Source organism: Mycobacterium riyadhense, assembly GCF_963853645.1.
Classification (GTDB): domain Bacteria; phylum Actinomycetota; class Actinomycetes; order Mycobacteriales; family Mycobacteriaceae; genus Mycobacterium; species Mycobacterium riyadhense.
On record NZ_OY970456.1, the window covers coordinates 4,419,230 to 4,442,917 of the forward strand.

The 23,688-nt window shown below is 63.6% G+C and carries 22 protein-coding genes and 1 rRNA gene; 1 reads left to right on the forward strand and 22 read right to left on the reverse strand.

From position 1 onward, the window contains the following. Positions 1-177 precede the first annotated feature (177 nt). Positions 178-1,708 (reverse strand): 16S ribosomal RNA (locus tag AADZ78_RS19460). Between the two features lie 287 nt (positions 1,709-1,995). After that, positions 1,996-3,252 carry a UDP-N-acetylglucosamine 1-carboxyvinyltransferase gene (gene murA, locus AADZ78_RS19465; protein ID WP_085252708.1) on the reverse strand — a complete coding sequence of 419 codons (1,257 nt, stop codon included), beginning with the start codon at positions 3,250-3,252 and terminating at the stop codon, positions 1,996-1,998. 58 nt (positions 3,253-3,310) lie between these two features. Here murA and AADZ78_RS19470 point away from each other — a divergent pair, with 58 nt between their 5' ends. Next, entirely contained in the window at positions 3,311-3,907 is a 597-nt protein-coding gene (locus tag AADZ78_RS19470) for a cob(I)yrinic acid a,c-diamide adenosyltransferase (protein ID WP_085252707.1), read from the forward strand. 50 nt (positions 3,908-3,957) lie between these two features. On the opposite strand, the gene AADZ78_RS19475 is transcribed toward AADZ78_RS19470, so the two are convergent. From AADZ78_RS19475 to lysA, 20 genes are all read right to left on the reverse strand, one after another. Continuing rightward, positions 3,958-4,401: a DUF2550 domain-containing protein gene (locus AADZ78_RS19475; protein WP_085252706.1), complete on the reverse strand. Its 444-nt coding sequence runs from the start codon at positions 4,399-4,401 to the stop codon at positions 3,958-3,960. Positions 4,402-4,408: 7 nt separating this feature from the next. After that, positions 4,409-4,774, reverse strand: a complete 366-nt coding sequence (locus tag AADZ78_RS19480) for a F0F1 ATP synthase subunit epsilon (protein ID WP_085252705.1) — start codon at positions 4,772-4,774, stop codon at positions 4,409-4,411. A 30-nt stretch (positions 4,775-4,804) separates the two neighbouring features. Further along, complete coding sequence (gene atpD, locus AADZ78_RS19485; protein WP_085252704.1) at positions 4,805-6,256, reverse strand: F0F1 ATP synthase subunit beta; 1,452 nt, start codon at positions 6,254-6,256, stop codon at positions 4,805-4,807. Positions 6,257-6,294: 38 nt separating this feature from the next. Next, positions 6,295-7,194 carry a F0F1 ATP synthase subunit gamma gene (locus AADZ78_RS19490; RefSeq protein ID WP_085252703.1) on the reverse strand — a complete coding sequence of 300 codons (900 nt, stop codon included), beginning with the start codon at positions 7,192-7,194 and terminating at the stop codon, positions 6,295-6,297. Between the two features lie 6 nt (positions 7,195-7,200). Then, complete coding sequence (gene atpA, locus AADZ78_RS19495; protein WP_085252702.1) at positions 7,201-8,850, reverse strand: F0F1 ATP synthase subunit alpha; 1,650 nt, start codon at positions 8,848-8,850, stop codon at positions 7,201-7,203. A gap of 33 nt (positions 8,851-8,883) precedes the next feature. Beyond that, positions 8,884-10,224 (reverse strand): F0F1 ATP synthase subunit B/delta, encoded by a 1,341-nt coding sequence (locus AADZ78_RS19500; RefSeq protein WP_085252701.1) that lies wholly within the window; start codon positions 10,222-10,224, stop codon positions 8,884-8,886. Positions 10,225-10,229: 5 nt separating this feature from the next. After that, on the reverse strand, positions 10,230-10,745 hold the full coding sequence (locus AADZ78_RS19505) for a F0F1 ATP synthase subunit B (protein ID WP_085252700.1): 516 nt from the start codon (positions 10,743-10,745) through the stop codon (positions 10,230-10,232). A 9-nt stretch (positions 10,746-10,754) separates the two neighbouring features. Further along, positions 10,755-11,000: a F0F1 ATP synthase subunit C gene (locus AADZ78_RS19510; protein WP_003406686.1), complete on the reverse strand. Its 246-nt coding sequence runs from the start codon at positions 10,998-11,000 to the stop codon at positions 10,755-10,757. Positions 11,001-11,029: 29 nt separating this feature from the next. Next, positions 11,030-11,782 (reverse strand): F0F1 ATP synthase subunit A, encoded by a 753-nt coding sequence (gene atpB / locus AADZ78_RS19515; protein WP_085252699.1) that lies wholly within the window; start codon positions 11,780-11,782, stop codon positions 11,030-11,032. Further along, the gene (locus tag AADZ78_RS19520; RefSeq protein ID WP_085252698.1) at positions 11,775-12,221 is read right to left on the reverse strand and encodes an ATP synthase subunit I; all 447 of its coding nucleotides are present in this window, start codon (positions 12,219-12,221) and stop codon (positions 11,775-11,777) included. Before AADZ78_RS19520 ends, atpB begins: the two co-directional genes overlap by 8 nt. A gap of 254 nt (positions 12,222-12,475) precedes the next feature. Further along, positions 12,476-13,693 (reverse strand): UDP-N-acetylglucosamine--decaprenyl-phosphate N-acetylglucosaminephosphotransferase, encoded by a 1,218-nt coding sequence (rfe, locus tag AADZ78_RS19525; protein ID WP_139828998.1) that lies wholly within the window; start codon positions 13,691-13,693, stop codon positions 12,476-12,478. A gap of 30 nt (positions 13,694-13,723) precedes the next feature. Beyond that, positions 13,724-14,377, reverse strand: coding sequence for an L-threonylcarbamoyladenylate synthase (locus AADZ78_RS19530; protein WP_085252697.1), 654 nt, complete (start codon positions 14,375-14,377; stop codon positions 13,724-13,726). After that, entirely contained in the window at positions 14,370-15,242 is an 873-nt protein-coding gene (prmC, locus tag AADZ78_RS19535; RefSeq protein ID WP_139828992.1) for a peptide chain release factor N(5)-glutamine methyltransferase, read from the reverse strand. Before prmC ends, AADZ78_RS19530 begins: the two co-directional genes overlap by 8 nt. 101 nt (positions 15,243-15,343) lie before the next feature. Next, entirely contained in the window at positions 15,344-16,420 is a 1,077-nt protein-coding gene (gene prfA / locus AADZ78_RS19540) for a peptide chain release factor 1 (protein WP_085252695.1), read from the reverse strand. A 93-nt stretch (positions 16,421-16,513) separates the two neighbouring features. Beyond that, positions 16,514-16,753: a 50S ribosomal protein L31 gene (gene rpmE, locus AADZ78_RS19545; protein WP_085252694.1), complete on the reverse strand. Its 240-nt coding sequence runs from the start codon at positions 16,751-16,753 to the stop codon at positions 16,514-16,516. 69 nt (positions 16,754-16,822) lie between these two features. Continuing rightward, positions 16,823-18,682 carry a transcription termination factor Rho gene (gene rho / locus AADZ78_RS19550; RefSeq protein WP_085252693.1) on the reverse strand — a complete coding sequence of 620 codons (1,860 nt, stop codon included), beginning with the start codon at positions 18,680-18,682 and terminating at the stop codon, positions 16,823-16,825. 273 nt (positions 18,683-18,955) lie between these two features. Then, positions 18,956-19,891: a homoserine kinase gene (thrB, locus tag AADZ78_RS19555; protein ID WP_085252727.1), complete on the reverse strand. Its 936-nt coding sequence runs from the start codon at positions 19,889-19,891 to the stop codon at positions 18,956-18,958. An 8-nt stretch (positions 19,892-19,899) separates the two neighbouring features. After that, positions 19,900-20,982, reverse strand: a complete 1,083-nt coding sequence (thrC, locus tag AADZ78_RS19560; RefSeq protein WP_085252692.1) for a threonine synthase — start codon at positions 20,980-20,982, stop codon at positions 19,900-19,902. Beyond that, a complete protein-coding gene (locus AADZ78_RS19565; protein WP_085252691.1) occupies positions 20,979-22,304 on the reverse strand; it encodes a homoserine dehydrogenase in 1,326 nt (441 codons plus the stop codon). The genes thrC and AADZ78_RS19565 overlap by 4 nt, the downstream gene beginning before the upstream one ends. Positions 22,305-22,307: 3 nt before the next feature. Next, positions 22,308-23,642: a diaminopimelate decarboxylase gene (lysA, locus tag AADZ78_RS19570; RefSeq protein ID WP_372510588.1), complete on the reverse strand. Its 1,335-nt coding sequence runs from the start codon at positions 23,640-23,642 to the stop codon at positions 22,308-22,310. Between the last annotated feature and the right edge of the window lie 46 nt (positions 23,643-23,688).

Below are 23,688 nucleotides of genomic sequence, written 5' to 3' on the forward strand. Positions count from 1 at the left end.
CACCCCACCACCAAGATGGCGGGGACAACACCTTGGAACAAGCCCGAGTGTTGCCTCAGGACCCAATAGTGTGTCTGGCTTGTTTGTTGTCGTGCACCCGGCTCTCGTCCACTACAGACGAGAACCCCTCACGGCTTACACCCCACCAGTTGGGGTGTTTTTCGTGGTGCTCCTTAGAAAGGAGGTGATCCAGCCGCACCTTCCGGTACGGCTACCTTGTTACGACTTCGTCCCAATCGCCGATCCCACCTTCGACAGCTCCCTCCCAAGGGTTAGGCCACTGGCTTCGGGTGTTACCGACTTTCATGACGTGACGGGCGGTGTGTACAAGGCCCGGGAACGTATTCACCGCAGCGTTGCTGATCTGCGATTACTAGCGACTCCGACTTCACGGGGTCGAGTTGCAGACCCCGATCCGAACTGAGACCGGCTTTAAAAGGATTCGCTTAACCTCACGGCATCGCAGCCCTTTGTACCGGCCATTGTAGCATGTGTGAAGCCCTGGACATAAGGGGCATGATGACTTGACGTCATCCCCACCTTCCTCCGAGTTGACCCCGGCAGTCTCTCACGAGTCCCCGGCATTACCCGCTGGCAACATGAGACAAGGGTTGCGCTCGTTGCGGGACTTAACCCAACATCTCACGACACGAGCTGACGACAGCCATGCACCACCTGCACACAGGCCACAAGGGAACGCCTATCTCTAGACGCGTCCTGTGCATGTCAAACCCAGGTAAGGTTCTTCGCGTTGCATCGAATTAATCCACATGCTCCGCCGCTTGTGCGGGCCCCCGTCAATTCCTTTGAGTTTTAGCCTTGCGGCCGTACTCCCCAGGCGGGGTACTTAATGCGTTAGCTACGGCACGGATCCCAAGGAAGGAAACCCACACCTAGTACCCACCGTTTACGGCGTGGACTACCAGGGTATCTAATCCTGTTCGCTCCCCACGCTTTCGCTCCTCAGCGTCAGTTACTGCCCAGAGACCCGCCTTCGCCACCGGTGTTCCTCCTGATATCTGCGCATTCCACCGCTACACCAGGAATTCCAGTCTCCCCTGCAGTACTCCAGTCTGCCCGTATCGCCCGCACGCTCACAGTTAAGCCGTGAGATTTCACGAACAACGCGACAAACCACCTACGAGCTCTTTACGCCCAGTAATTCCGGACAACGCTCGCACCCTACGTATTACCGCGGCTGCTGGCACGTAGTTGGCCGGTGCTTCTTCTCCACCTACCGTCAATCCGAGAAAACCCGAACCTTCGTCGATGGTGAAAGAGGTTTACAACCCGAAGGCCGTCATCCCCCACGCGGCGTCGCTGCATCAGGCTTGCGCCCATTGTGCAATATTCCCCACTGCTGCCTCCCGTAGGAGTCTGGGCCGTATCTCAGTCCCAGTGTGGCCGGACACCCTCTCAGGCCGGCTACCCGTCGTCGCCTTGGTAGGCCGTCACCCCACCAACAAGCTGATAGGCCGCGGGCCCATCCCACACCGCAAAAGCTTTCCACCACAAGGCATGCGCCTCTAGGTCCTATCCGGTATTAGACCCAGTTTCCCAGGCTTATCCCGAAGTGCAGGGCAGATTACCCACGTGTTACTCACCCGTTCGCCACTCGAGTACCCCCGAAGGGGCCTTTCCGTTCGACTTGCATGTGTTAAGCACGCCGCCAGCGTTCGTCCTGAGCCAGGATCAAACTCTCCAAACAAAAACCCCTCGATAGCGAGGTGAATTTACAATCAGAGATACCTGACAAGACGCCAAGAACTGGCATCTGAAAATGCGACTACACCCACACACGGGGAGTGCAAGGTGTAGTCAAAAAAACAACAACAAACAAAAACACCAAACACACTATTGAGTTCTCAAACAACACGCTCGCTTGTTTTTGCCCTCTTCGGGGCAACCCTGCCAGCTTAATACAGACCAGGCAGAGCAGTCAACCCCCGGTTTTTGGTCATCTCGTGGGATGACCGTGCTAACGGGGGCCGATGTCTACAAGCATACCCTCTCAATCTCGCCTCCCAAACCAACCAGGTTCTCCACGAACAACGGGTAGCCCCGATCGATGTGGAAGACGTCGTGAACCTCGGTGTCGCCGTCGGCGACCAATCCCGCCAGCACCAGGCCAGCACCGGCGCGGATGTCGGAACACCAGACCGGCGCGCTTGACAATTGCGGGAGACCCCGCACCACGGCGTGGTGGCCGTCGGTGCGGGCGTCTGCGCCAAGCCGAATCATCTCTTCGACGAACCTAAACCGCGCCTCGAAGACGTTCTCCGTGATCATCGAGGTGCCATCGGCGATCGAGGCCAAGGCGATGGCCATCGGCTGCAGATCGGTCGGAAAACCGGGGAACGGCAATGTCGCAACATTGACGGCTTTCGGGCGCTCGTACTGGGCCACTCGGAAACTGTCGTCCGTCTGGGTCACGGTGGCGCCCGCGTCGTGCAACTTGTGCAGCACCAGCTGAAGATGCGCCGGATCGACGCCCGTCACCGATATGTCGCCGCGCGTCATTGCGGCGGCGATGCCCCATGTCGCGGCCACGATGCGGTCTCCGATCACCCGGTGCTCGGTCGGATACAGTCGCGGGACACCGGTGATGGTCATCGTCGGCGAACCCGCACCTTCGACTTGCGCACCCATCTGGTTCAACATCGTGCAGAGGTCAACCACGTCGGGCTCGCGCGCCGCATTGTGAATTGTGGTGACACCCTCGGCCACGACGGCGGCCATCAGGATGTTCTCGGTAGCTCCCACCGAGGGGAACTCCAACTGAATCTCCGCACCGCGCAACGTATCTGCCTGGGCCACGACGCAACCATGCTCGATGTTGCAGCGTGCACCCAACTGCCGCAGGCCCGCCTGGTGCATATCCAGCGGACGGGATCCGATCGCGTCGCCACCCGGAAGCGCGACCCTTGCCTGCTTGCACCGCCCGACCAGCGGCCCCAGCACACAAACCGAGGCCCGGAACTGGCGCACCGCGGCGAAGTCGGCGTCGTACTTCGGCTCGTCGGGCGAGGTGATTCGGGCCACGTCGCCGTCGAGTTCGACGGTGGCGCCTAGCCCACGCAGTACCTCCGCCATCAGTGGCACATCGAGGATGTCGGGACAGTTAGTGATGGTGCTGGTGCCCTCGGCCAACAACGCTGCGGCCATAAGTTTGAGAACGCTGTTCTTGGCACCCCCGACAGCTACTTCGCCTGACAACCGGTTGCCACCAGTCACGACGAAACGCTCTGCCACCCGGGTCAGTGTAGTGAAGCGCTATCGGCTTTGTCAGTCGGACAAGTACGGTTTGCGTATGGCCGTACACTTGACCCGTATCTATACCCGTACCGGCGACGACGGAACCACCGGGTTGAGCGATTTCTCGCGGGTCTCGAAGAACGACTCTCGTCTGGTGGCGTATGCGGATTGCGACGAGGCGAACGCCGCAATCGGTGCGGCAATCGCGCTTGGCAGTCCCGACCAACAAATCACAGAGGTGTTGCGACAGATCCAGAATGACTTGTTCGACGCCGGTGCGGATTTATCGACGCCAGTGGTCGAGAATCCTGAGCATCCTCCGCTACGTGTCACCCAGCCCTACATCGACCGACTGGAGGGCTGGTGCGACACCTACAACGAGTCCCTTCCGGCGCTGAATTCCTTTGTGCTGCCGGGCGGTTCGCCGTTATCGGCGGTACTGCATGTTGCCCGCACCGTGGTACGCCGCGCCGAGAGGTCGGCCTGGGCCGCGGTCGAGGCTTACCCGGGCGGTGTCAGTGCGCTGCCGGCGAAGTATCTGAACCGGCTATCGGATCTGCTGTTCATTTTGTCGCGGGTGGCTAACCCGCAAGGAGACGTGTTGTGGCGACCGGGCGGCGACAGGACGGCGAGCAGTCGCGAAAGCCCCTGAAAACCACGGCTTTTAGGGGCTTTCGCGACTGCTCGCCGCCAGTACGCGCGTCAGACGCTGCGGCGACGAGCCCGCGGTGAAGGACGCGACTCCACCCACGACAAGAACGCGGTCAATGCGCTGTGATCAAGCGCGAGCTCGTAACCCTGCCTACGGTCCTGGGTGGTGTCGCGCAGTTCGAGTATCACGATCTCGTCGGTCATGATGTCGAACTCGTCGCCTCGTGGCGCGCGCCGGGCCACGATCTCCAAACCCCGCCTGCTGAGCCGACGATCTGGCCACAACCGCAGACTGGACAGACGGTAGAACGCCGCTTCGCCGCCGCGGTAGCGGATCACTCCGTGGCGCCAGCCGTGTCCGCCGACAGCGGGAATGTCCCTCATGATTCCCGCCGTTCCGCCCTGGCGCAGTTTCCACAACCGGTAACTCAATGCCAGGACGGCCGTGCCCAGCAGAACTACGAGCACGGCCATGCCGATCATGGGCGCGCTCATCGGGCTGCTAGTCGATCGCGCCGATAGCGCGCAGTCTGGCGCGGCCCCTGGCGGCGATCTTCGGGTCGTCGGACTCGGAATCCCGCTTCGCGGCGCTCTCGTCGATGTCCTTCTCGAACTCGGCGGATTCGGCGAGAATGCTGACGCCCTCTTCCGTCACCGACAAGAAGCCACCATCCACCGCGATCCGCAGATCCGCTTTGCCTTCCCGCTCGACTCGCACCATGGCGTCGTCGACCAGTTGCGCAACCAGCGGGATGTGGCGCGGCAGGATGCCGATCTCGCCGACGGTGGTGCGGGTGAAGAGAAAGGTGCCCTCGCCCGACCAGATCTTGCGGTCGACAGCAACGATTTCAACGTTCAATTCCGCCATTCCACACCACCTTTCGACTCAGCCGGACGGTTAGAGCTTGGCCCCGAGGCTCTCGGCCTTCTTAGCGAGGTCATCGAGGCCGCCGATCAGGAAGAATGCCTGTTCCGGTACGTGGTCGAAGTCGCCCTTCGACAACTTGTCGAATGCTTCGATGGTCTCCTTCACCGGGACCGTCGAACCCGGCTGGCCGGTGAACTGCTCGGCCGCCATCATGTTCTGCGAGAGGAACCGCTCAATGCGCCGGGCCCGCCCGACCAACTGCTTGTCCTCTTCTGACAGCTCGTCGATACCAAGGATGGCGATGATGTCCTGAAGATCCTTGTAGCGCTGCAGGATTCGGATTACCTCCTGTGCCACACGGTAATGCTCGTCGCCGACGACACCGGGGTCCAGGATCGTCGAGCTCGACGCCAACGGGTCGACGGCGGGGAAGATGCCCTTGGAGAACACCGACCGCGACAGTTCGGTGGTGGCATCCAGGTGCGCGAATGTCGTTGCCGGCGCGGGGTCGGTGTAGTCGTCGGCCGGCACGTAGACGGCCTGCATCGACGTGATCGACCGGCCTCGCGTCGACGTGATGCGCTCCTGCAGCTCACCCATCTCGTCGGCCAGTGTGGGTTGGTAACCGACCGCCGACGGCATGCGACCCAGTAGCGTCGACACTTCCGATCCGGCCTGGGTGAACCGGAAGATGTTGTCAATGAACAACAGCACGTCCTGGCCCGCCTCGTCACGGAACCATTCGGCCATCGTCAGCGCGGACAGCGCCACTCGCATACGGGTGCCGGGCGGCTCATCCATCTGACCGAATACCAGGGCGGTGTCCTTGAGCACGTTGGCTTCTTGAAGCTCGACCCATAGGTCGTTGCCCTCGCGGGTGCGCTCCCCGACGCCGGCGAACACCGAAGTGCCACCGAAGTTTCGGGCGATGCGGTTAATCATCTCCTGGATCAGCACCGTCTTGCCCACCCCAGCACCACCGAACAGCGCGATCTTGCCGCCGCGCACATACGGTGTCAGCAGGTCGACGACCTTGAGGCCGGTCTCGAGCATCTCGGTCCGAGGTTCCAGATCTTCGAAAGCCGGCGGCTTGCGGTGAATTGACCAGTGCTCGAACTGTTCTCCGTACCCCGGCTCGTCCAAGCAGTCGCCCAGCGCGTTGAAGACATGTCCTTTGACGCCCTCACCGACCGGCACCGAAATCGATCTACCGGTGTCGGTTACCTCGACGCCGCGCACCAGTCCGTCGGTGGGCTGCAGGGAGATGGTGCGCACCAAGTTGTCGCCGAGGTGCTGCGCCACCTCCAACGTGAGGGTTTTTGCGAGCGACTCGAAATTGATCTTGGCGTGCAGCGCGTTGAACAGCTCCGGGACGGAACCACGCGGAAACTCAACGTCGACGACGGGCCCGGTCACCCGTACCACGCGGCCGCTGGTTTCGGTGTTTGTCGACTTTTCAGTGGTTTCAGTAACAGCTGTCATACTTTCTTCGCTTCCTCGTGGGGCTAACCTGGCTTGGCCTAGCGGGCATCGGCGAGCGCATTTGCGCCACCAACGATTTCGCTAATCTCCTGGGTGATCTGTGCCTGCCGCTCGCGGTTTGCCATCAGCGTCAGAGCCTTGATCAGGTCGTCTGCGTTGTCGGTGGCCGACTTCATCGCCCGCTGGCGCGAGGCCAGCTCCGATGCAGCGGATTCCAGCAGCGCCGCGTACACACGAGTGGTCAGGTACCGGGGCAGCAGCGACTCGAACAGCGTCGTCGCATCGGGCTCGAACGAATACAGGGTCCGCGGTCCACGGTCCTCCTCCACGTACTCCACCACCATGGGGGCAATCCGGTGAGCCTCCGCCGACTGCGACAGCATCGACTTGAATTCGGTATAGACGATGTGCAACTCGTCGACGCCCTCTTCCTCGCCGCTGCCAGCGCCGAGCATGAACGCATCGACAAGAGTCGAGGCGATCTCCGCGGCGTTCTCGTACTTTGGTTGCTCGGAGAAACCCGTCCAGGACTCGGTGATGTCCCAGTTGCGGAACGTGTAGTAGTTCAGCGCTTTACGGCCCACCACGTACAGCACCGGCGTCTTACCCTCATCGCGCAGCAGCGAGAACAGCTCCTCGGAGCGACGGAAGATACTGGCGTTGTACGCACCGCACAAACCGCGATCGGACGACACCACAAGCACGCCGGCCCGTTTCGGTTCGGGACGCTCGACGAGCAGCGGATGGTCCAGGGCGGCCTCGGCCGCCAACGTGGTCAGCATCCGGGTGATCTCGAAGGCGTAGGGCCGGGCGGATTCGAGCCGAGCCTGCGCCCTAGCGATGCGCGACGTCGCGATCAGCTCCTGGGCCTTGGTGATCTTCTTGATCGACCCGGCCGAGCGAATCCGTCCCCGTAGTTCGCGAAGTGTGGCGGCCATGGTTGGCTACTTCTTCTTCTTCGGTGCCGGCTTTTTGACCTTCACCGCTTCCTTGGCCAGCTTCTCCTCGTCTAGGGCCTCGACATGTTCGTCGGGCACCACTGAGGCGCCACCGGTGGCCGCGAAGCCCTTCTTGAAGTTCTGGATGACCTCGGTGAGCGCGTCGGCGTTTTCGTCGGTGAGCTTTTGGCTCTCGCGGATCTCTTGGAGGATCTTCTCTTCGGAAGCCCGCATGTGGTCCAGTAGTTCGGTTTCGAACCGTCTGACGTCCTCGACGGGCACCGAGTCCAGGTGACCGCCGGTGCCTAGGAAGATCGAAACCACCTGTTCCTCAACCGGCATCGGCTGATATTGCGGCTGCTTCAGCAGCTCGACCAGTCGTGCGCCACGCTCCAACTGCGCCTTCGATGTGGCATCCAGGTCAGAAGCAAAGGCGGCGAACGCTTCCAGCTCGCGGTACTGCGACAGATCCAGACGCAGGGACCCGGCCACTTCCTTCATGGCCTTGATCTGCGCGGCGCCGCCAACGCGGGATACCGACACACCGACGTTGATGGCGGGCCGGACGCCCTGGTTGAACAGGTCGGTCTCCAGGAAGCACTGACCGTCGGTGATCGAGATGACGTTGGTGGGGATGTAGGCCGAGATGTCGTTGGCCTTGGTCTCGATGATCGGCAGGCCCGTCAGCGAGCCGCCGCCGAGTTCGTCGGACAGTTTGGCGCAACGCTCCAGCAGGCGGGAGTGCAGATAGAACACGTCGCCCGGATAGGCCTCACGGCCGGGCGGTCGGCGCAGCAGCAGCGAGATCGCGCGGTACGCCTCGGCCTGCTTGGTCAAGTCGTCGAAGACGATCAGCACATGCTTGCCGTCGTACATCCAATGCTGTGCGATCGCCGAACCGGTATACGGTGCAAGCCATTTGAAGCCGGCGGAGTCCGAAGCCGGCGCCGCGACGATGGTGGTGTAGTCCATCGCGCCGCCCTCTTCCAGCGCTCGGCGGACCGCGGCGATAGTGGTGCCCTTCTGCCCGATGGCCACGTACACGCAACGCACCTGCTGCTTGGGATCACCGGTTTCCCAGTTCTGCCGCTGGTTGAGGATGGTGTCGACGCAGACGGCGGTCTTGCCGGTCTTGCGGTCGCCAATGATCAGCTGGCGCTGCCCGCGGCCGATCGGGGTCATCGCGTCGATCGCCTTGATCCCGGTCTGCAGTGGCTCCTTCACACCTTGCCGCTGCACCACCGACGGTGCCTGGAGCTCCAGCGCACGCCTGGTATCGGAATCGATGTCTCCGCGCCCGTCGATCGGCTGGCCGAGCGGATTGATCACCCGCCCCAAGAACCCGTCGCCCACCGGAACCGACAGAACCTCCCCGGTGCGCTTGACCTGTTGGCCCTCTTCGATGTTCTCGAAGTCACCCAAGATCACCGCGCCGACGCTGTGCTCATCCAGGTTGAGCGCGACACCGAGAACTCCGCCCGGAAACTCGAGCAGCTCCTGGGTCATCACCGACGGCAAACCTTCGACGTGCGCGATGCCGTCGCCGGCGTCGACCACGGTACCGACTTCCTCGCGAGAAGTGTCGGACGTGAAAGAACTTACGTATTCTTCGATGGCGCTCTGAATGTCATCAGCGGAGATTGTCAAGTCGGCCATGGCTTTTCGTCTTCCTACTTCGGTTTTTCGTTTTTAGTCGGGCAATTGCGCTTTGGCAGCGGCCAAACGAGACGAGAGCGTTCCGTCGATTATCTCGTCACCCACAGCGATCAAGAGCCCACCCAGCAGTCCGGCGTCGACCTGCAGCTGCACCGCGACCGGATGACCGTAGATACGGCTCAACACTTGGGTGAGGCGGGTACGCTGGGCGTCGCTGAGCTCGGCCGCGGCACTGACCTGTGCGACGATTTCACCGCGGCGCGCCACCGCAACCTCGGCCAGGAACAGCACGGCCTCTTCGGCCGGCTGGCCTCTCAATAGCTCGACAGTCTGCGACAACAGCGCGACGACAACCGGGTTGACGTCGCCGCTTGAGCTCTCAAGTACCTTGCGCAGCAACCCGATACGGCCTTCGGCTGGGCTCGTGCGATCGCCTAACAGGATGGCGAGTCGCGGTTGCGCGTCGAGGATGCGGGAGAACCGGAACAACTGGTCTTCGACCTCGTCGACCTGGCCGTCGCGTTCGGCGACTTCCAGCAACGCTTGACGAGACACGTGCTCGATCGCGTCGATGAGATCGTTGTTAGCCGACCAACGCTCCGAGACCGCCGCGCGTAGCACATCCAGCGTGGCGGTGCCGACTTTGCCGGACACCAGCCGCTCGATCAACCTGACCCTGGGTCCCGAGTCTTCGGCGGGCACGGTGAGATAACGGGTGACGACGATTTCGCGGTCTAGCATCTTGGCGACCGACACCAGCTCGCCGGCAAGTGCCGAAAGGCCATTTGTGTCAATGTTCCTGGCTATCGTGTCGAATCGATCCACCAGGCCGCCCAGCGCTCGCCGACTCGCCGAACGCATCTTGGCCAACAACGGATACTCGACGTCGGCCGCCTCGGGCGCCATGGCCTCGAGCTCGTCGAGGAAACGATCGACCGTGGCCGACTGCTGCGCCTCATCAGCAACATAGTCGCGGACCAATTCCCCTGCCAGGCGCACGGATTCGTGGCCGAGCTCCAGCCGAAGCTGACGGGCCAGCTGCGTGCGCAGCAGCTCGACCTGACTGACGCCCTGCACCTTGATGCGTTCCGCCTCGGCTTCGGCGTGGGCCTGCAGTTGTTCCGCGATGCGTTCGGCGTCCGTCTTGGCCTCTTCGACGACCCGCTGCGCCTCCGCCTTGGCCGCCTCCACGGCCTTGCTATGGGCCGTGGTCGACTCGGTCAGTCGGTCGGCGGCTGCAGCCGCATCTTTTAACTGCTGGCGCACCACTTCTTGCCGGGCGCTCATCAAACGGCGGACCGGCGGCACCACATAGCGCCACACCAGGAGCACGATGGCCGCGAAACCGACCAACTGTCCGATAAATGTCGACATGGGAGCTACCTCGTCGCAGCCGGGGTGGTGACCTCGACACCGAGGATTCGACTGGCCAAAGTCGCCGACATCGTCCCAACGTTGGCGCGCAAGTCCGATTCCACGGCGTCCCTCTCCCGCTTCAGTTGCTCGTTTGCCTGCTGCAACGTCGATGCCACTTCCTGCTCGGCACGGGCACGCGCGTCTTCGACGACCTTACGACCCTCTGCGCGGGCAGTGTCGCGGTAGGAGGATGCCTGGATTCGGGCTTCCTTCATGGCTTCTTCGTAATCGGCCTCGGCGGCGGCGAACTGCTCGGCCGACTTCTTGTTGTCGGCGTGCGTCTTGGCGACCATGGCGTCGCGTTCCCGCAACACCTTCAGGATCGGCGGCACCACGAACGTGCCGATGACGCCGAGCACCACCAAGAAGATGGCCAGCACGAAGAAAAAGGTGCCGTTGGGAATGAGGAAGTTGCTGTTCTTGCCACCTTCCTCTGCCGCCTGACTCGAGGCCAGGACAATAGAGTTCAGGTCACCCATCGCAGCGAATTACTTGACGGGAGTTGCAAAGACGAACAGCGCCATAAAGGCCAGGTTGATGAAGTAGGCCGCCTCAACCAGACCGACGGTGATGAAGAACGGCGTGAACAGCCGTCCCTGCGCCTCGGGTTGCCGGGCAACACCGGAGATCAGCGCGTTACCGGCGACACCGTCACCGATACCGGCGCCGATGGCGCCACCGGCCATGATCAGTCCGCCGCCGATGAGGGCGCCGGCAGCGATTGTGGGGTCCATTTCTTATCCTCCTTGATAACCAGTGGTGTCTAGTGGTGGTCTTCTTCCAGCTCCATCGCCTGGCTGAAGTACAAGATCGTCAGCAGCGCGAAAATGAACGCCTGTATGGCGCCGACGAACAAGTCAAACGATTTCCAGATCGCATTCGGCAACCACAGGATGTACGGCGGAAATAGCGCGATCAGCGCGACCAGAATGCCGCCGGCGAAGATGTTGCCGAAAAGTCGGAGCGACAACGAGATCGGCTTGGCAAGTTCTTCGACGACGTTGATCGGCGCGAGGATTGCTACGTGCCCCTTGAGCAGCTTGATCGGGTGTCCGACGATGCCACGACGCCAAATCCCGGCCGTGTGGTAGCAGACGAAGACGAAAAGAGCTAGCGCCAGTACGTAATTGATGTCCGCGGCCGCCGCCGAGAGCACTTCGGTGGTCTTGCCGCTCTCCTCGGTGTACTGCAGCGGAAGGACGGACAGCCAGTTGGAGATCAGGATGAACACAAAAATGGTCACCGCGAGCGGCAGCACGAACGGTGCGATACGCATCCCAATGGCGCTCTCGACCTGATTGCGCATCTGTATGGTGATGGCCTCGAAAAACAGCTGCACGCCGCCCGGCACATCCGTCGAGGTGACCTTCGCGCGCAGGTAGAAGGCCAGGGCGATCACGATCACGGCGGCGATCGCAGTCGACAGCACGGTGTCGGTGTTGACGGTCATACCCAGCCAGGTGGCGGTGTGGTGCTCGCCGACTTCGATCTGGGCGGCCAGGATCGACTCAGTCATCGCCGGTGCTCCCTTCCGATACCGCAGGCTCCCCGGTACGCAGCTTCTTCCAGACCGGCAGCGCGGTCGACAGCACCAACACCACCTGGAAGAGCGCCAACCCGAACACCACACCGAGTCCAGCGGGCCGGAAAACGTACGCGATGATCAACCCGATAATGGTGATAATTGCCAGCCGCGACGCCGAATTCAGTGCCATCGACCTTTTCAGCGGATGGTCTTTTGCGGTGATCGACTCAACCGATCGCCGCACCAACAGTGCGTTGAGCAAACCCAGCAGCAGCCCGATACCAAAGAACAGCCCAACCATTAGGTGCCCGGCCAAAGCCGCGACGGCCGTCGCCACCGCCGTCAGGGCAATGCTGATGACAAAGAGCCGCACCGGACGGAAAGCAACAGCGGGAAACACCAACGGCGCGTCCTGCGCTGGTGTCGTCACTGCAGCACCTCAATCCCAGGTTGGTGGAGCGGAAACCGCCCGATCAACTGATCGGTGGCCCGCCGAGCGTATCGCAAGGGTCGCGCTGGAATCACCCAAGGGGTAGCTCCCTGTGTCGGTCGTCAATCGGCGCGAGCGGATACGGATCCGACGGGCCGGGGGGCCGGCAACCCGCGAGGTTGTTTTCGGGGTTCTAGCTGCACCGTACCACAAGGTAGACATCACTACTACCCGTTGTCGTAGGCGTGGCCGGGCTAATCCAGGTCCGGGTCGTAGTAGTAGTCATCTCGGCGGCGCAGCAGCGGGATCACCGTCGCGACGCCCGCGACAAAAATCGCGCCCAACATGACCGCCGCGGTATGGCGTGGGTTGAAGAAGATCGTGCTCGCGGCGCCGAACGCGACGATGCTCACCCACAAGTAGATGATCAGCACCACGCGCCGATGCGAATGACCGATCTGCAGCAGCCGGTGATGCAGGTGCATCTTGTCGGGGCTGAACGCGCTGCGGCCCGCGCGGGTGCGGCGCACGATCGCGAGCAGCAAGTCCAGCATCGGTACCAACATGACGGCCACTACCAGCAGGAACGGCGACAGCAGAGCAAACACATCACGGGCGCCGTAGGCGTTCTGCGAGATTGGCCCGGCAGCCGTCGTGGAAGCAGCGGCGAGCATCAAGCCGATCAGCATCGAACCGGAATCGCCCATGAAGATCTTCGCCCGGTGGAAATTGTGCGGCAGAAAGCCCAGACATGCGCCGGCAAGCACCACCGAAATCACCGCCGGCGGGTAGTACAAGACGTCGCCGCCGTGGTCGCGGAGCAGGCCGACCGAGAACATGCAGATCGCCAGGGCCGTGATGAGGCCCAGCCCGGCGGCCAGTCCGTCGAGACCGTCGACGAAGTTCATCGCGTTGACGATCGACACGGTCAACGCCAGGGTGAGCAGGATCGACGAGGCCTGGTCCAACACGATGGTGCCGACCCCGCCGAACGGGATGTACAGCACACTCCACGCGACACCCATGGTCACCAGCACGCTTGCCGCGGTGATCTGGCCGGCGAATTTCGTCAGCGCGTCCAGGCCCCAACGGTCGTCGATCAGACCGATGCCCATGATCACCGCACCCGCCACCAACACCGCCGGCATGCCGTTGGAATAGACGAACCCGCGGGTCAGCGCCGGAAGCTGGGAGGCGAGAAAGACCGCGGAAACGACACCGAGAAACATCGCCAGTCCACCCATCCGGGGGGTTGGCTTCACGTGCACGTCCCGTTCGCGCGGATAGGCGACGGCTCCCAGGCGGGTAGCCAACACCCGCACCGGCCCGGTCGCGAAGTACGTGATGATGGCTGCGGTCAGCCCGACGAGCGCAAGCTCGCGCAGCGGGACACCGGCGCTGCGATCAGAAAGCGCGAGCAAGCCCCCGGCAAGGCTGGCCACATCGCTGGACACGTCGCGACCGTACTGCACCAACCTGAGACACCCACGGGCAATCAATGCCTACGCGGTCAAGTTCGCCGGGTCCAGCCCGAGCACTTCGGCGATCCGCTCAGCGCTGACCGGCCCCGATCGCAGGATGCGTGGAGTGGCTCCGGTCAGGTCGACGATCGTCGAGGCGGCCTGCCGCGTGGACGTACCCGCGTCGAGATAGACGTCGACGTGATCGCCGAACTGCCGGCGCGCATCGTCGGCGTCGACGGCGGCCGGCTCGCCGGAGATGTTGGCGCTGGAAACCGCCATGGGCCCCACTTCGCGCAGTAACTCGATGGCGACCGGGTGCAACGGCATTCGCAACATCACGGTGCCGTAGGCATTGCCAAGGTCCCACTGCAGGGACGGCGCCTGCACGACAACCAGGCTCAGCGCACCCGGCCAGAACGCGCGGATCAGCTCGCGTGCGCCATCGGGCATCGAGTAGACCAGGCCCTCGATCGTGTGCCAGGAGCCGACCAGCACACCGACCGGCATGTCGCGTCCGCGCCCCTTGGCCGATAGCAGCGCATCGACTGCGGTGCTGTCGAAAGCATCGGCGCCAATTCCGTAGACGGTGTCCGTGGGCAGCACGACCAGTCGGCCGGCCTTGAGCGCCCCCACCGCGGCCTCGATTCCTCGCGAGCGCTGATCGGGGTCAGCGCAGTCGAACACGCTACTCATCGGCGCCGCCCCCCGTCCTGCGGGCAGTGACGAACCTTGGCCGTCCGGCGAGATCTCGGTGTGCCATCACGTTGTCGAAAGCGCCTGTGCTGTTGATCAATTCGACGGTTGCTTCCGATGTACTGTCATCGTGTTCGACGGCGAACAAACCACCGGGACCCAGCCAGCGCGCAGCGAGGCGGACAATGGACGGAATCACCGCCATACCGTCCGGCCCACCGAACACCGCATCCGGTGGATCATGCTGTGCCACTTCAGGTTCCAGAACGGCACCGTCAGGAACGTAGGGCGGGTTGGCGACGACGAGGTCGACCCGTCCGTCGAGTTCGGGGAGCAGTCCGGGCTTGGTCACGTCGGCTAGCACGAGTTCGACCCCGGTGCCCTCGGCGTTGCGGCGTGCGAAACCGAGGGCGGCCTCGGAGTTGTCGATGCCGAGGATTCGGCCATCCGGCCGATGCTGGGCCAGCGCGACCGCCAATGCGCCGGATCCGGTGCACACGTCGACGATCACGGGTCGCGCCGGAAGCGACTGCGCGTTGGCCCACGCCCAGATCGCCTCAGTCTCCGGACGCGGGATGAACGCGCCAGGGCCGACCTGCAGCAACACCGGCCCGAAGGACACCGTCCCGGTGAGATGCTGCAACGGCATTCGCCGCGAACGCGCCGCGACAGCTTCGCGGTAGCGCCCGAAAAACTCCTCGCCGGGCGGCTCGATTAATGGCAGCCGGCCGCGTTCGACGCCCACCAGGTGAGCCGCCAACAGCTCGGCGTCACACCGCGCCGAGACAATGCCCGCTTCGGCAAGTAACGCCGCGGCGGAGTCGATCGCACGCCGCAGCGAGGTCGAGCGCCCCAGGGAGGCCATTGCGCCGCTCCTCTCCCCCGCAAACGGGTGGGGGTACCTCCCACTCGTGGGGGAGTGCCCCCACATCGCTCTTACGCTCTGCATCGTCGCCGGCGCGGAAGTCATGTCTGTTGTTGCAGCCGGGCCTGCTTGTCGGCGGCTCCCAGCGCGTCGAACAGCGCGTCCAGGTCACCGTCGAGGACTTGATCGAGATTGTGTGACTTAAAGCCGATCCGGTGATCGGTGATCCGGTTCTCCGGAAAGTTGTAGGTGCGAATGCGTTCGCTGCGGTCGACTGTTCGGATCTGGCTGGCCCGATCCGCCGAAGCGTCGGCCAGCGCCTGCTCCTCGGCCAGTGCCTGCAGGCGTGCGGCCAACACCTGCAACGCACGAGCCTTGTTCTGCAGCTGAGAGCGTTCGTTTTGGCAGGTGACGACAATCCCGGTGGGCAGGTGAGTGATCCGGACCGCGGAGTCGGTGGTATTGACACCCTGGCCGCCCTTGCCCGAGGACCGGTATACGTCGATGCGCAAATCCGACTCGTCGATGTGCACCTCGCCGACCTCTTCGGGTTCCGGATAGACCAGCACGCCTGCCGCCGAAGTATGCACGCGGCCTTGGGATTCCGTCACTGGGACCCGCTGCACCCGGTGGACCCCGCCCTCGAATTTCATTCGCGACCACACGCCGTCGGCGCTGTCGCCTTTGCTCGCAATGGCCAGCGTCGCGTCCTTGTAGCCGCCAAGATCCGACGTCGTCTCGTCCAGAACCGTCACCGTCCAGCCATGCCGCTCGGCGTAGCGGATGTACATCCTGGCCAAGTCGGCCGCGAACAAAGCCGACTCTTCGCCCCCCTCACCGGATTTGACTTCGAGCACGATGTCATCGGCGTCATGGGGGTCGCGCGGTGCCAGCATGTCGGTGAGTTGGGTGTCCAGTTCGACTACCCGTGATTCCAGTTCGGCCACCTCGTCAGCGAACGATTCGTCGTCGGCGGCGAGTTCACGTGCGGTCTCGAGGTCTTCGCGCGCGGACACCAACTTGCGGTGGGTGGCGACGATCGGGGCCAGTCGGGCAAACCGGCGTCCGACTTTGCGCGCCTCGTCCGGCTTGCTGTGCAGTTCCGGATCTGCCAGAGCAAGCTCGAGTTCGGCATGTTCGGCGAGCAGCACGTCAATCGTCTGTACGGGCTGCGTCATGCTGACCTTCCTCCTGAAACCGGCCGACTGCCGCAACCGCAACCGACGCCCGGCCTGCGCCGATTCAGCACAGTTCGGGCGTCGGTAAGCCAGCTATTTGTCGGCCGATTCGGCCTTGTCAGCCGCCTTGCGCTTGCCGTAACGCTTCTCGAAGCGGGCGACCCGGCCGCCACTGTCCAGAATCTTCTGCTTGCCGGTGTAGAACGGGTGGCACTGCGAGCAAACCTCGACCACGATGCGGCCACCGGGCTTGGTGCTGCGCGTATGGAACGTATTGCCGCATCCGCACACCACGGTGGTTTCCTCGTAGGCCGGATGAATGTCAGTCTTCATGCTGTCCTCTGTGATCGAAGTCGAACACCGATTATGCCAGGTCAACCACTGCCCACCCAAAGCACGGGGCTAGTCGTTGTCCATCGACCCCGGCGTCGTCTTGGACACCTGGACCAGGAATTCGTAGTTGTTCTTCGTCTTGCGCAGCTGCGACATCAGCAAGTCGATTGCTTGGTGGGAATCCAGCCCCGACAGGACTCGGCGCAGCTTGTGCACGATGGCGAACTCGTCGGGCGACAGCAGGAGCTCGTCCTTGCGGGTGCCGGAGGGGTTGACGTCGACCGCGGGGAAAACCCGCCGCTCGGCGATCTTGCGGTCCAGCTTGAGCTCGGCATTGCCGGTGCCCTTGAACTCCTCGAAGATGACCGTGTCACCGGTGGATCCGGTCTCGACCATCGCGGTAGCGATGATGGTCAGCGACCCACCTTCCTCGATGTTGCGTGCGGCGCCCAGGAAACGCTTGGGCGGGTACAGGGCGGTCGAGTCGACACCACCGGACAGGATGCGGCCCGACGCCGGTGAGGCGTTGTTGTAGGCGCGGCCCAGTCGGGTGATCGAGTCGAGCAGCACGACGACGTCTTTGCCCTGCTCCACAAGCCGCTTGGCCCGCTCAATCGCTAACTCGGCGACCGACGTGTGGTCCGACGGCGGCCGGTCGAACGTTGAGGCGATGACCTCTCCCTTGACCGAGCGCTGCATGTCGGTGACCTCTTCAGGCCGCTCGTCGACCAGCACAACCATCAGGTGGCATTCCGGGTTGTTCCTGGTGATGGCGTTGGCGATGTCCTGCAGAATCGTCGTCTTGCCGGCCTTGGGCGGCGACACGATCAGGGCACGCTGGCCCTTGCCGATCGGCATGATGAGGTCGATGACGCGAGTGGTCAGCCGTTCGGTGGTGGTCTCCAAACGAAGCCGCTGGTTGGGGTACAACGGCGTCAGCTTGCCGAACTCGGGCCGCTTCTTGGCATCTTCGATCGATCCACCGTTGATGCTGTCCAGACGCACCAGCGGGTTGAATTTCTGCCGCGGATTTCTGTCGCCTGCCTCTCCTTCTCGGGGCACCCGAACCGCGCCCGTCACCGCATCACCGCGGCGCAGGCCGTTCTTGCGCACCATGTTCATCGACACATACACGTCATGCGGACCGGCCAGGTAACCGGAGGTACGCACGAACGCATAGTTGTCCAGGACGTCAAGGATGCCGGCCACCGGCTGGACAACGTCGTCCTCACGCAGTTCGGCTTCGGCGCCGTCGCCCGTCCGTTCACCGCGGCGCCGGCGGTCGCGAAAGCGGCGTCCCCGCCGGCCCTGGCGTCCCTCGCCGTCCTCGTCGGTACGAGTTTGTTGCCCCGAGCCCTGTTGATCACCGCTTTGATCGGTACCCGGCTCCGGGGCGCGGCCGTCGGTCTTGGTGTCCGGTTGGGTCGCTTGGCGGGTGTCAGCGCCCCGGGTGGCGGTGTCCTCGGTCGCGGTAGCGGGCGATCCCGCTTCCCGGGAGCCTGCGCGTCGTTCCCTACGCGGCGCGTCGCCGGAGGAATCGCTCTGGCCCTCTTGGGCCTGGGTTCGGGCGGCTGCTCGAGGAGCTTCTTGGGCAGCCGGGGTCTCGGCGGCCGGCGAGTCCGCATTGCCCGATTGCTGGCCGGATTCTTGAGTTAGGGCACCACCGGCTGATACGCCGTTGGCCTGTCCCCTGATTTCCTGAATCGCGGCAATCAGTTCGTTCTTGCGCATGCCCGAGGTCCCCTTGACGCCGGCTTGGTTAGCTAGCGCGCGCAGTTCGGGCAGCACCATGGTGCTCAGTGAGCCTGTCGGCACGGTGGATTTGACGTCGGGATTGGTTTTGACGTCTGGAGTCTCTGTGGTCGCGGAATCCGATTGCTTATTGGCGTCGGTGCTTCCGCCAGCCGTGATGAGGTCCGTATCAGTCACGGATTTCCTTTCTCTCCCCCGCTGATTACGTCAGACGAGGGTTCTTGCATTCAGCCAAGCATTCAGCCAAATCGCCGAGTGCGCCCAATAGTCGACTCTGCAACGGTGATCGCCTGGGGCGGCGAAAACGGCGAACCTCGTCCACGAGAAGAATTGGTGTTGTCCTAGCGGCAAGGCAGTATGGATGCAGATGCAGATGCTGCGATTGCTGGACGGCTCCGAGGATAGCCCGCTTCCTGGCCGGAAGCAAGCAAACCCCCGCGCCGGTGCGGATTAACCGGGAACTGTGACTCCTGGGCTCCAGCGAACTCCGTCGCCGGTGGTCGTCGCCGTGATGGCAAATCCGTTTGCGGCGCCGTACTGCACCGCTTCTCGTGGCAACTCTGGCTCAGTGGTCAGTGCAATCAATGCAGGACCCGCCCCAGATAGCGTTGCTGCCACGTTATGACGCCGCAGCAGCCGTAAATATTCCGCCGACGCCAGCATTGCTTGGGCGCGCTGAGGCTGATGTAGCACGTCTTCGGTGGCCGCCATCAGCAGATCGGGCCGCTCGGTGAGCGCTACCACCAGCAACGCGGCGCGGCTGACGTTGAACCGCGCGTCGTCGTGACTGACCTGGGCGGGCAGCAGTACCCGCGTCTCCGCGGTCGACGAACGCTCCTCGGGAATCGCGCAAAACAGGTGGATATCGGGATGAAGGCGCAACGGCACCGCCGAGTATTTTGGCGGCCCCGCGCTGCGGTCGATCCAAGAAACCACCGCACCACCCAGCACAGCGGCCGCGGCGTTGTCGGGATGCCCCTCGAACTCCGAGGACAGCTGGATCAGCTGCGCCGCGCTTAACGGTGTCGAATCTGTCTGTGCAACAAGCCCGTTGACAGCCGCGAGACCGCTGACCACTGCCGCCGCGGAGGAGCCGAGACCGCGGGAATGCGGGATGTCGTTGCGGCACCGCACCACCAGGCCGGGGGCGCTGACCTCAAGGGCCTGCAACCCGTGTCGGATGGCGCGCACCACCAGGTGGTCGGGACCCAGCGGAACTTGGTCGGCACCCTCCCCCTCGACCTCCACTGCCAAGCCGGAACCTGTTGTCTCGACAATGATCTCGTCGCAAAGACGCAGCGCCAAGCCGATGCTGTCGAAGCCCGGGCCGAGGTTGGCACTCGATGCCGACACCACTGCGCTCGCCACGAGTCCGGCAGGCAGCACTAACCCCACTAGGCCAGCCCCAACTTCTCGACGACGGCGATGGGGTCAACGGGCAACGGCGACACGCTCGGCATGTCCCGCAGTGCCGTGTCGGGATCCTTGAGGCCGTTGCCGGTAACCGTGCACACCACCGTCGACCCGCGAACCACCCAGCCGTCATCGATGGCCTTGAGCAAGCCCGCAATGCTGGCCGCGGACGCGGGCTCGACGAAGACGCCTTCGGCTTGGGCAACCAGGTGGTATGCGGCCAGGATTTCCTCGTCGGTAGCGGCCAAGAAACGGCCCTTGGACTGCTGCTGCGCCTCTACGGCCGAAGTCCACGACGCGGGTGACCCGATGCGGATCGCGGTAGCGATCGTCTCCGGATGACTCACCGGTTCGCCAAGAACCAAGGGCGCCGCGCCCGCGGCTTGCGTGCCGAGCATGCGGGGCAGCTTGTCGATCAGTCCCTCGCGGTGATACTCGGTGTATCCCTTCCAATACGCAGTGATGTTGCCGGCATTGCCAACCGGAAGGGCATGCACATCCGGTGCGGCGCCCAACGCGTCGACGATTTCGAACGCCGCCGTTTTCTGCCCCTCGATGCGCACCGGGTTGACCGAATTCACCAAGGAGATTGCCGGGAAGTCGGCGGCCAACTTGCGGGCCAGTTCCAGGCAGTCGTCGAAGTTCCCGTCGATCTGAATGATCTTCGCGCCGTGCATCACCGCCTGGGCTAGCTTGCCCATCGCGATCTTGCCCTGCGGTATCAGCACCGCGCAGGTGATGCCGGCCCTGGCGGCGTATGCCGCCGCCGATGCCGAGGTATTTCCGGTCGATGCGCACAACACCGCCTGCTGCCCACGCGCCAGTGCGTCGGTGACCGCCATCGTCATGCCGCGGTCCTTGAAGGACCCGGTGGGGTTGAGGCCCTCGACCTTGAGGTGGATCGTGCAGCCGGTCCGCTTGGACAGTCTCGGTGCCGCGATCAGCGGAGTGCCACCTTCGAGCAGCGTGACGGGAGTCCAATCGTCACCCACCGGGAGCCGGTCCCGGTATGCAGCGATCACGCCGGGCCAGGGCTGATGGATGGCCGTCCGTGGAACGCTCATAGACCGGTTCCTTCCAGTCGCAGCACACTCGTGACGCCCTGCACGACATCCAAGTCGGCCAGCGCCTCAACGGTTTCCGAGAGTGCGGCGTCGGTGGCCAGGTGAGTGACCACCACGATGCGGGCTCCCACGCGTTGGCCATCCGCGTCGACCATGCCTTCCTGACGCACCTCGGCGATGCTGACTTCGCGTTTGGCGAATTCCGCTGCCACGGCTGACAATACGCCCGGCTTGTCGGCGACATTCATGCTGACGTAGTAACGAGTGCTGATGAAACCCATTGGCGCTATCGGCAATTGAGCGTACTTGGATTCACGTGGTCCGCGGCTCCTCATGACTCGGTTACGGGCGGCCATCACCAGGTCGCCGGTGACTGCCGACGCGGTGGGCGCGCCGCCAGCGCCCTGGCCGTAGAACATCAGCCTTCCTGCGGCTTCGGCTTCGACCACCACGGCGTTGAAAGCACCGTTCACCGTGGCCAGCGGATGCGACAGCGGCACCAACGCCGGATAGACCCGGGCCGAAACCCGTTGCTGTCCTTCGTCGGTGGTGATGCGCTCACAGATCGACAGCAGCTTGATGGTGCAACCCAGGGCGCGCGCCGACTCGAAATCAGCCGGGGTGATCTTCGTGATGCCCTCGCGATATACGTCGTCGGCGGTGACCCGAGTGTGGAAGGCAATCGATGCCAGAATCGCGGCTTTCGCTGCGGCGTCATAGCCTTCGACGTCCGCGGTGGGATCGGCCTCTGCGTAACCCAGCGCGCTCGCGTCGGCAAGAGCCTTGTCGTAGTCAGCGCCGGTGCTGTCCATCTCCGAAAGGATGTAGTTGGTGGTGCCGTTGACGATGCCTGCCACTTTTAGCACCGTGTCACCGGCCAGCGACTGGGTCAGCGGGCGGATGACGGGTATGGCACCGGCGACGGCGGCCTCGAAATACAAGTCCACATGGGCGCTTTCGGCGGCTCCCGCAAGCTCCCCAGTCGATGTGGAGAGCAACGCCTTGTTCGCGGTGACGACGGACTTACCACGCTCGAGTGCGGCCAGGATCGCCTTGCGCGACGGTTCCACCGGGCCCATCACTTCGACGACGATGTCGACGTCCTCGCGCGTGACGAGTTCTTCGATGTTATCGGTGAGCAAGTCGATCGGCACACCGCGGTCGGCGGCAACCCGGCGCACCCCCACGCCGCGCAGCACCAACGGGGCGCCAATGCGGCCCGCGAGATCGTCGGCACTGCCGTTAATGATTCGGACAACTTCGCTGCCGACGTTGCCCAACCCGAGTACCGCTACGCCGACCGGCTTTTCGTCACCGGGCACGGGTCACCTCACCTCCAAACTCAGCAGATCGTCGACCGTCTCCCGGCGCAGGATCAGGCGGGCCTCGCCCGCTCGCACCGCGACCACTGCGGGACGGCCAATCATGTTGTAACGGCTCGATAGCGAATAGCAGTAGGCGCCGGTGGCGGCCACTGCGACCAGGTCGCCAGGCCGTAGGTCGTCGGGCACCCACGCGTCTCGCACGATGATGTCGCCGCTTTCGCAGTGCTTTCCGACGACCCGGGCCGCAACGGCGGGTGCATCGCTGACGCGCGAGACCAGTCGGACGTCATACAGCGCGTCATAGAGGGCAGTGCGGATGTTGTCGCTCATGCCGCCGTCGACACTGACATAGCGCCGGTTGGTCGTGGAGCTGATGTCGACGTCCTTGACCGTACCGACTTCGTATAGCGTGATGGTGCCCGGTCCGGCGATGGCACGTCCGGGCTCGACCACCAGCCTGGGCGTAGACAGCCCGACCGTTGCTGATTCGTTTCTCACGATGGCGCCCAACTTGGCCGCCAGCTCGGCTATCGGCGGCGGATCGTCGGCTGCCAGGTACGAGATGCCCAGGCCGCCACCGAGATCGACGGTGGACAGCTGCGCCGTCGTTGCCGGGCCAAACTCGTCGACAATCTCATGAAGCAGGCCGATCACCCGGTGGGCGGCGAGTTCGAAGCCGGCGACATCGAAGATCTGCGAACCGATGTGGCTGTGCAGCCCGACCAGTCGCAGGTGATCAGTGGCGAATACCCGCCGCACTGCCGCCATGGCGGCCCCGCTCGCTATCGACAGCCCGAACTTCTGATCTTCGTGGGCGGTGGAGATGAACTCGTGCGTATGAGCCTCGACACCGACGGTGAGACGCACCAGGACATCCTGGACGATTCCGGCCTCCCCCGCGATTGCGTCCAGGCGCTCGATCTCGGTCATCGAGTCCAGCACGATATGGCCGACGCCGGCTTTGACCGCGGCGGTAAGCTCTGCGACCGATTTGTTATTGCCGTGCAACGTGATTCGATCTGGCGGGAAGTTCGCGTGCAGCGCGACGGCCAGCTCCCCCCCGGTGCACACATCGAGGGAAAGCCCTTCTTCCTCGATCCACCGCGCTATTTCGCTGCACAGGAAGGCCTTGGCGGCGTAGTGCACGTTGGCGCCACCACCGAATGCGGCGGCGGTCTCTTTGCACCGGGACCGAAAGTCGTCCTCGTCGATGACGAACAGCGGTGTTCCGTAATCGTGGGCCAGATCGGTCAGTTTGATGCCGGCAATGCTGGCCACGCCAGCTTTGTCACGAGTGGTGTTGCGAGGCCACACATTCGGCGCCAACCGCAACAGCTCATCGGCCGACTGCGGCCGTAGCGGGCTGTCGGCGTGGCGGGTC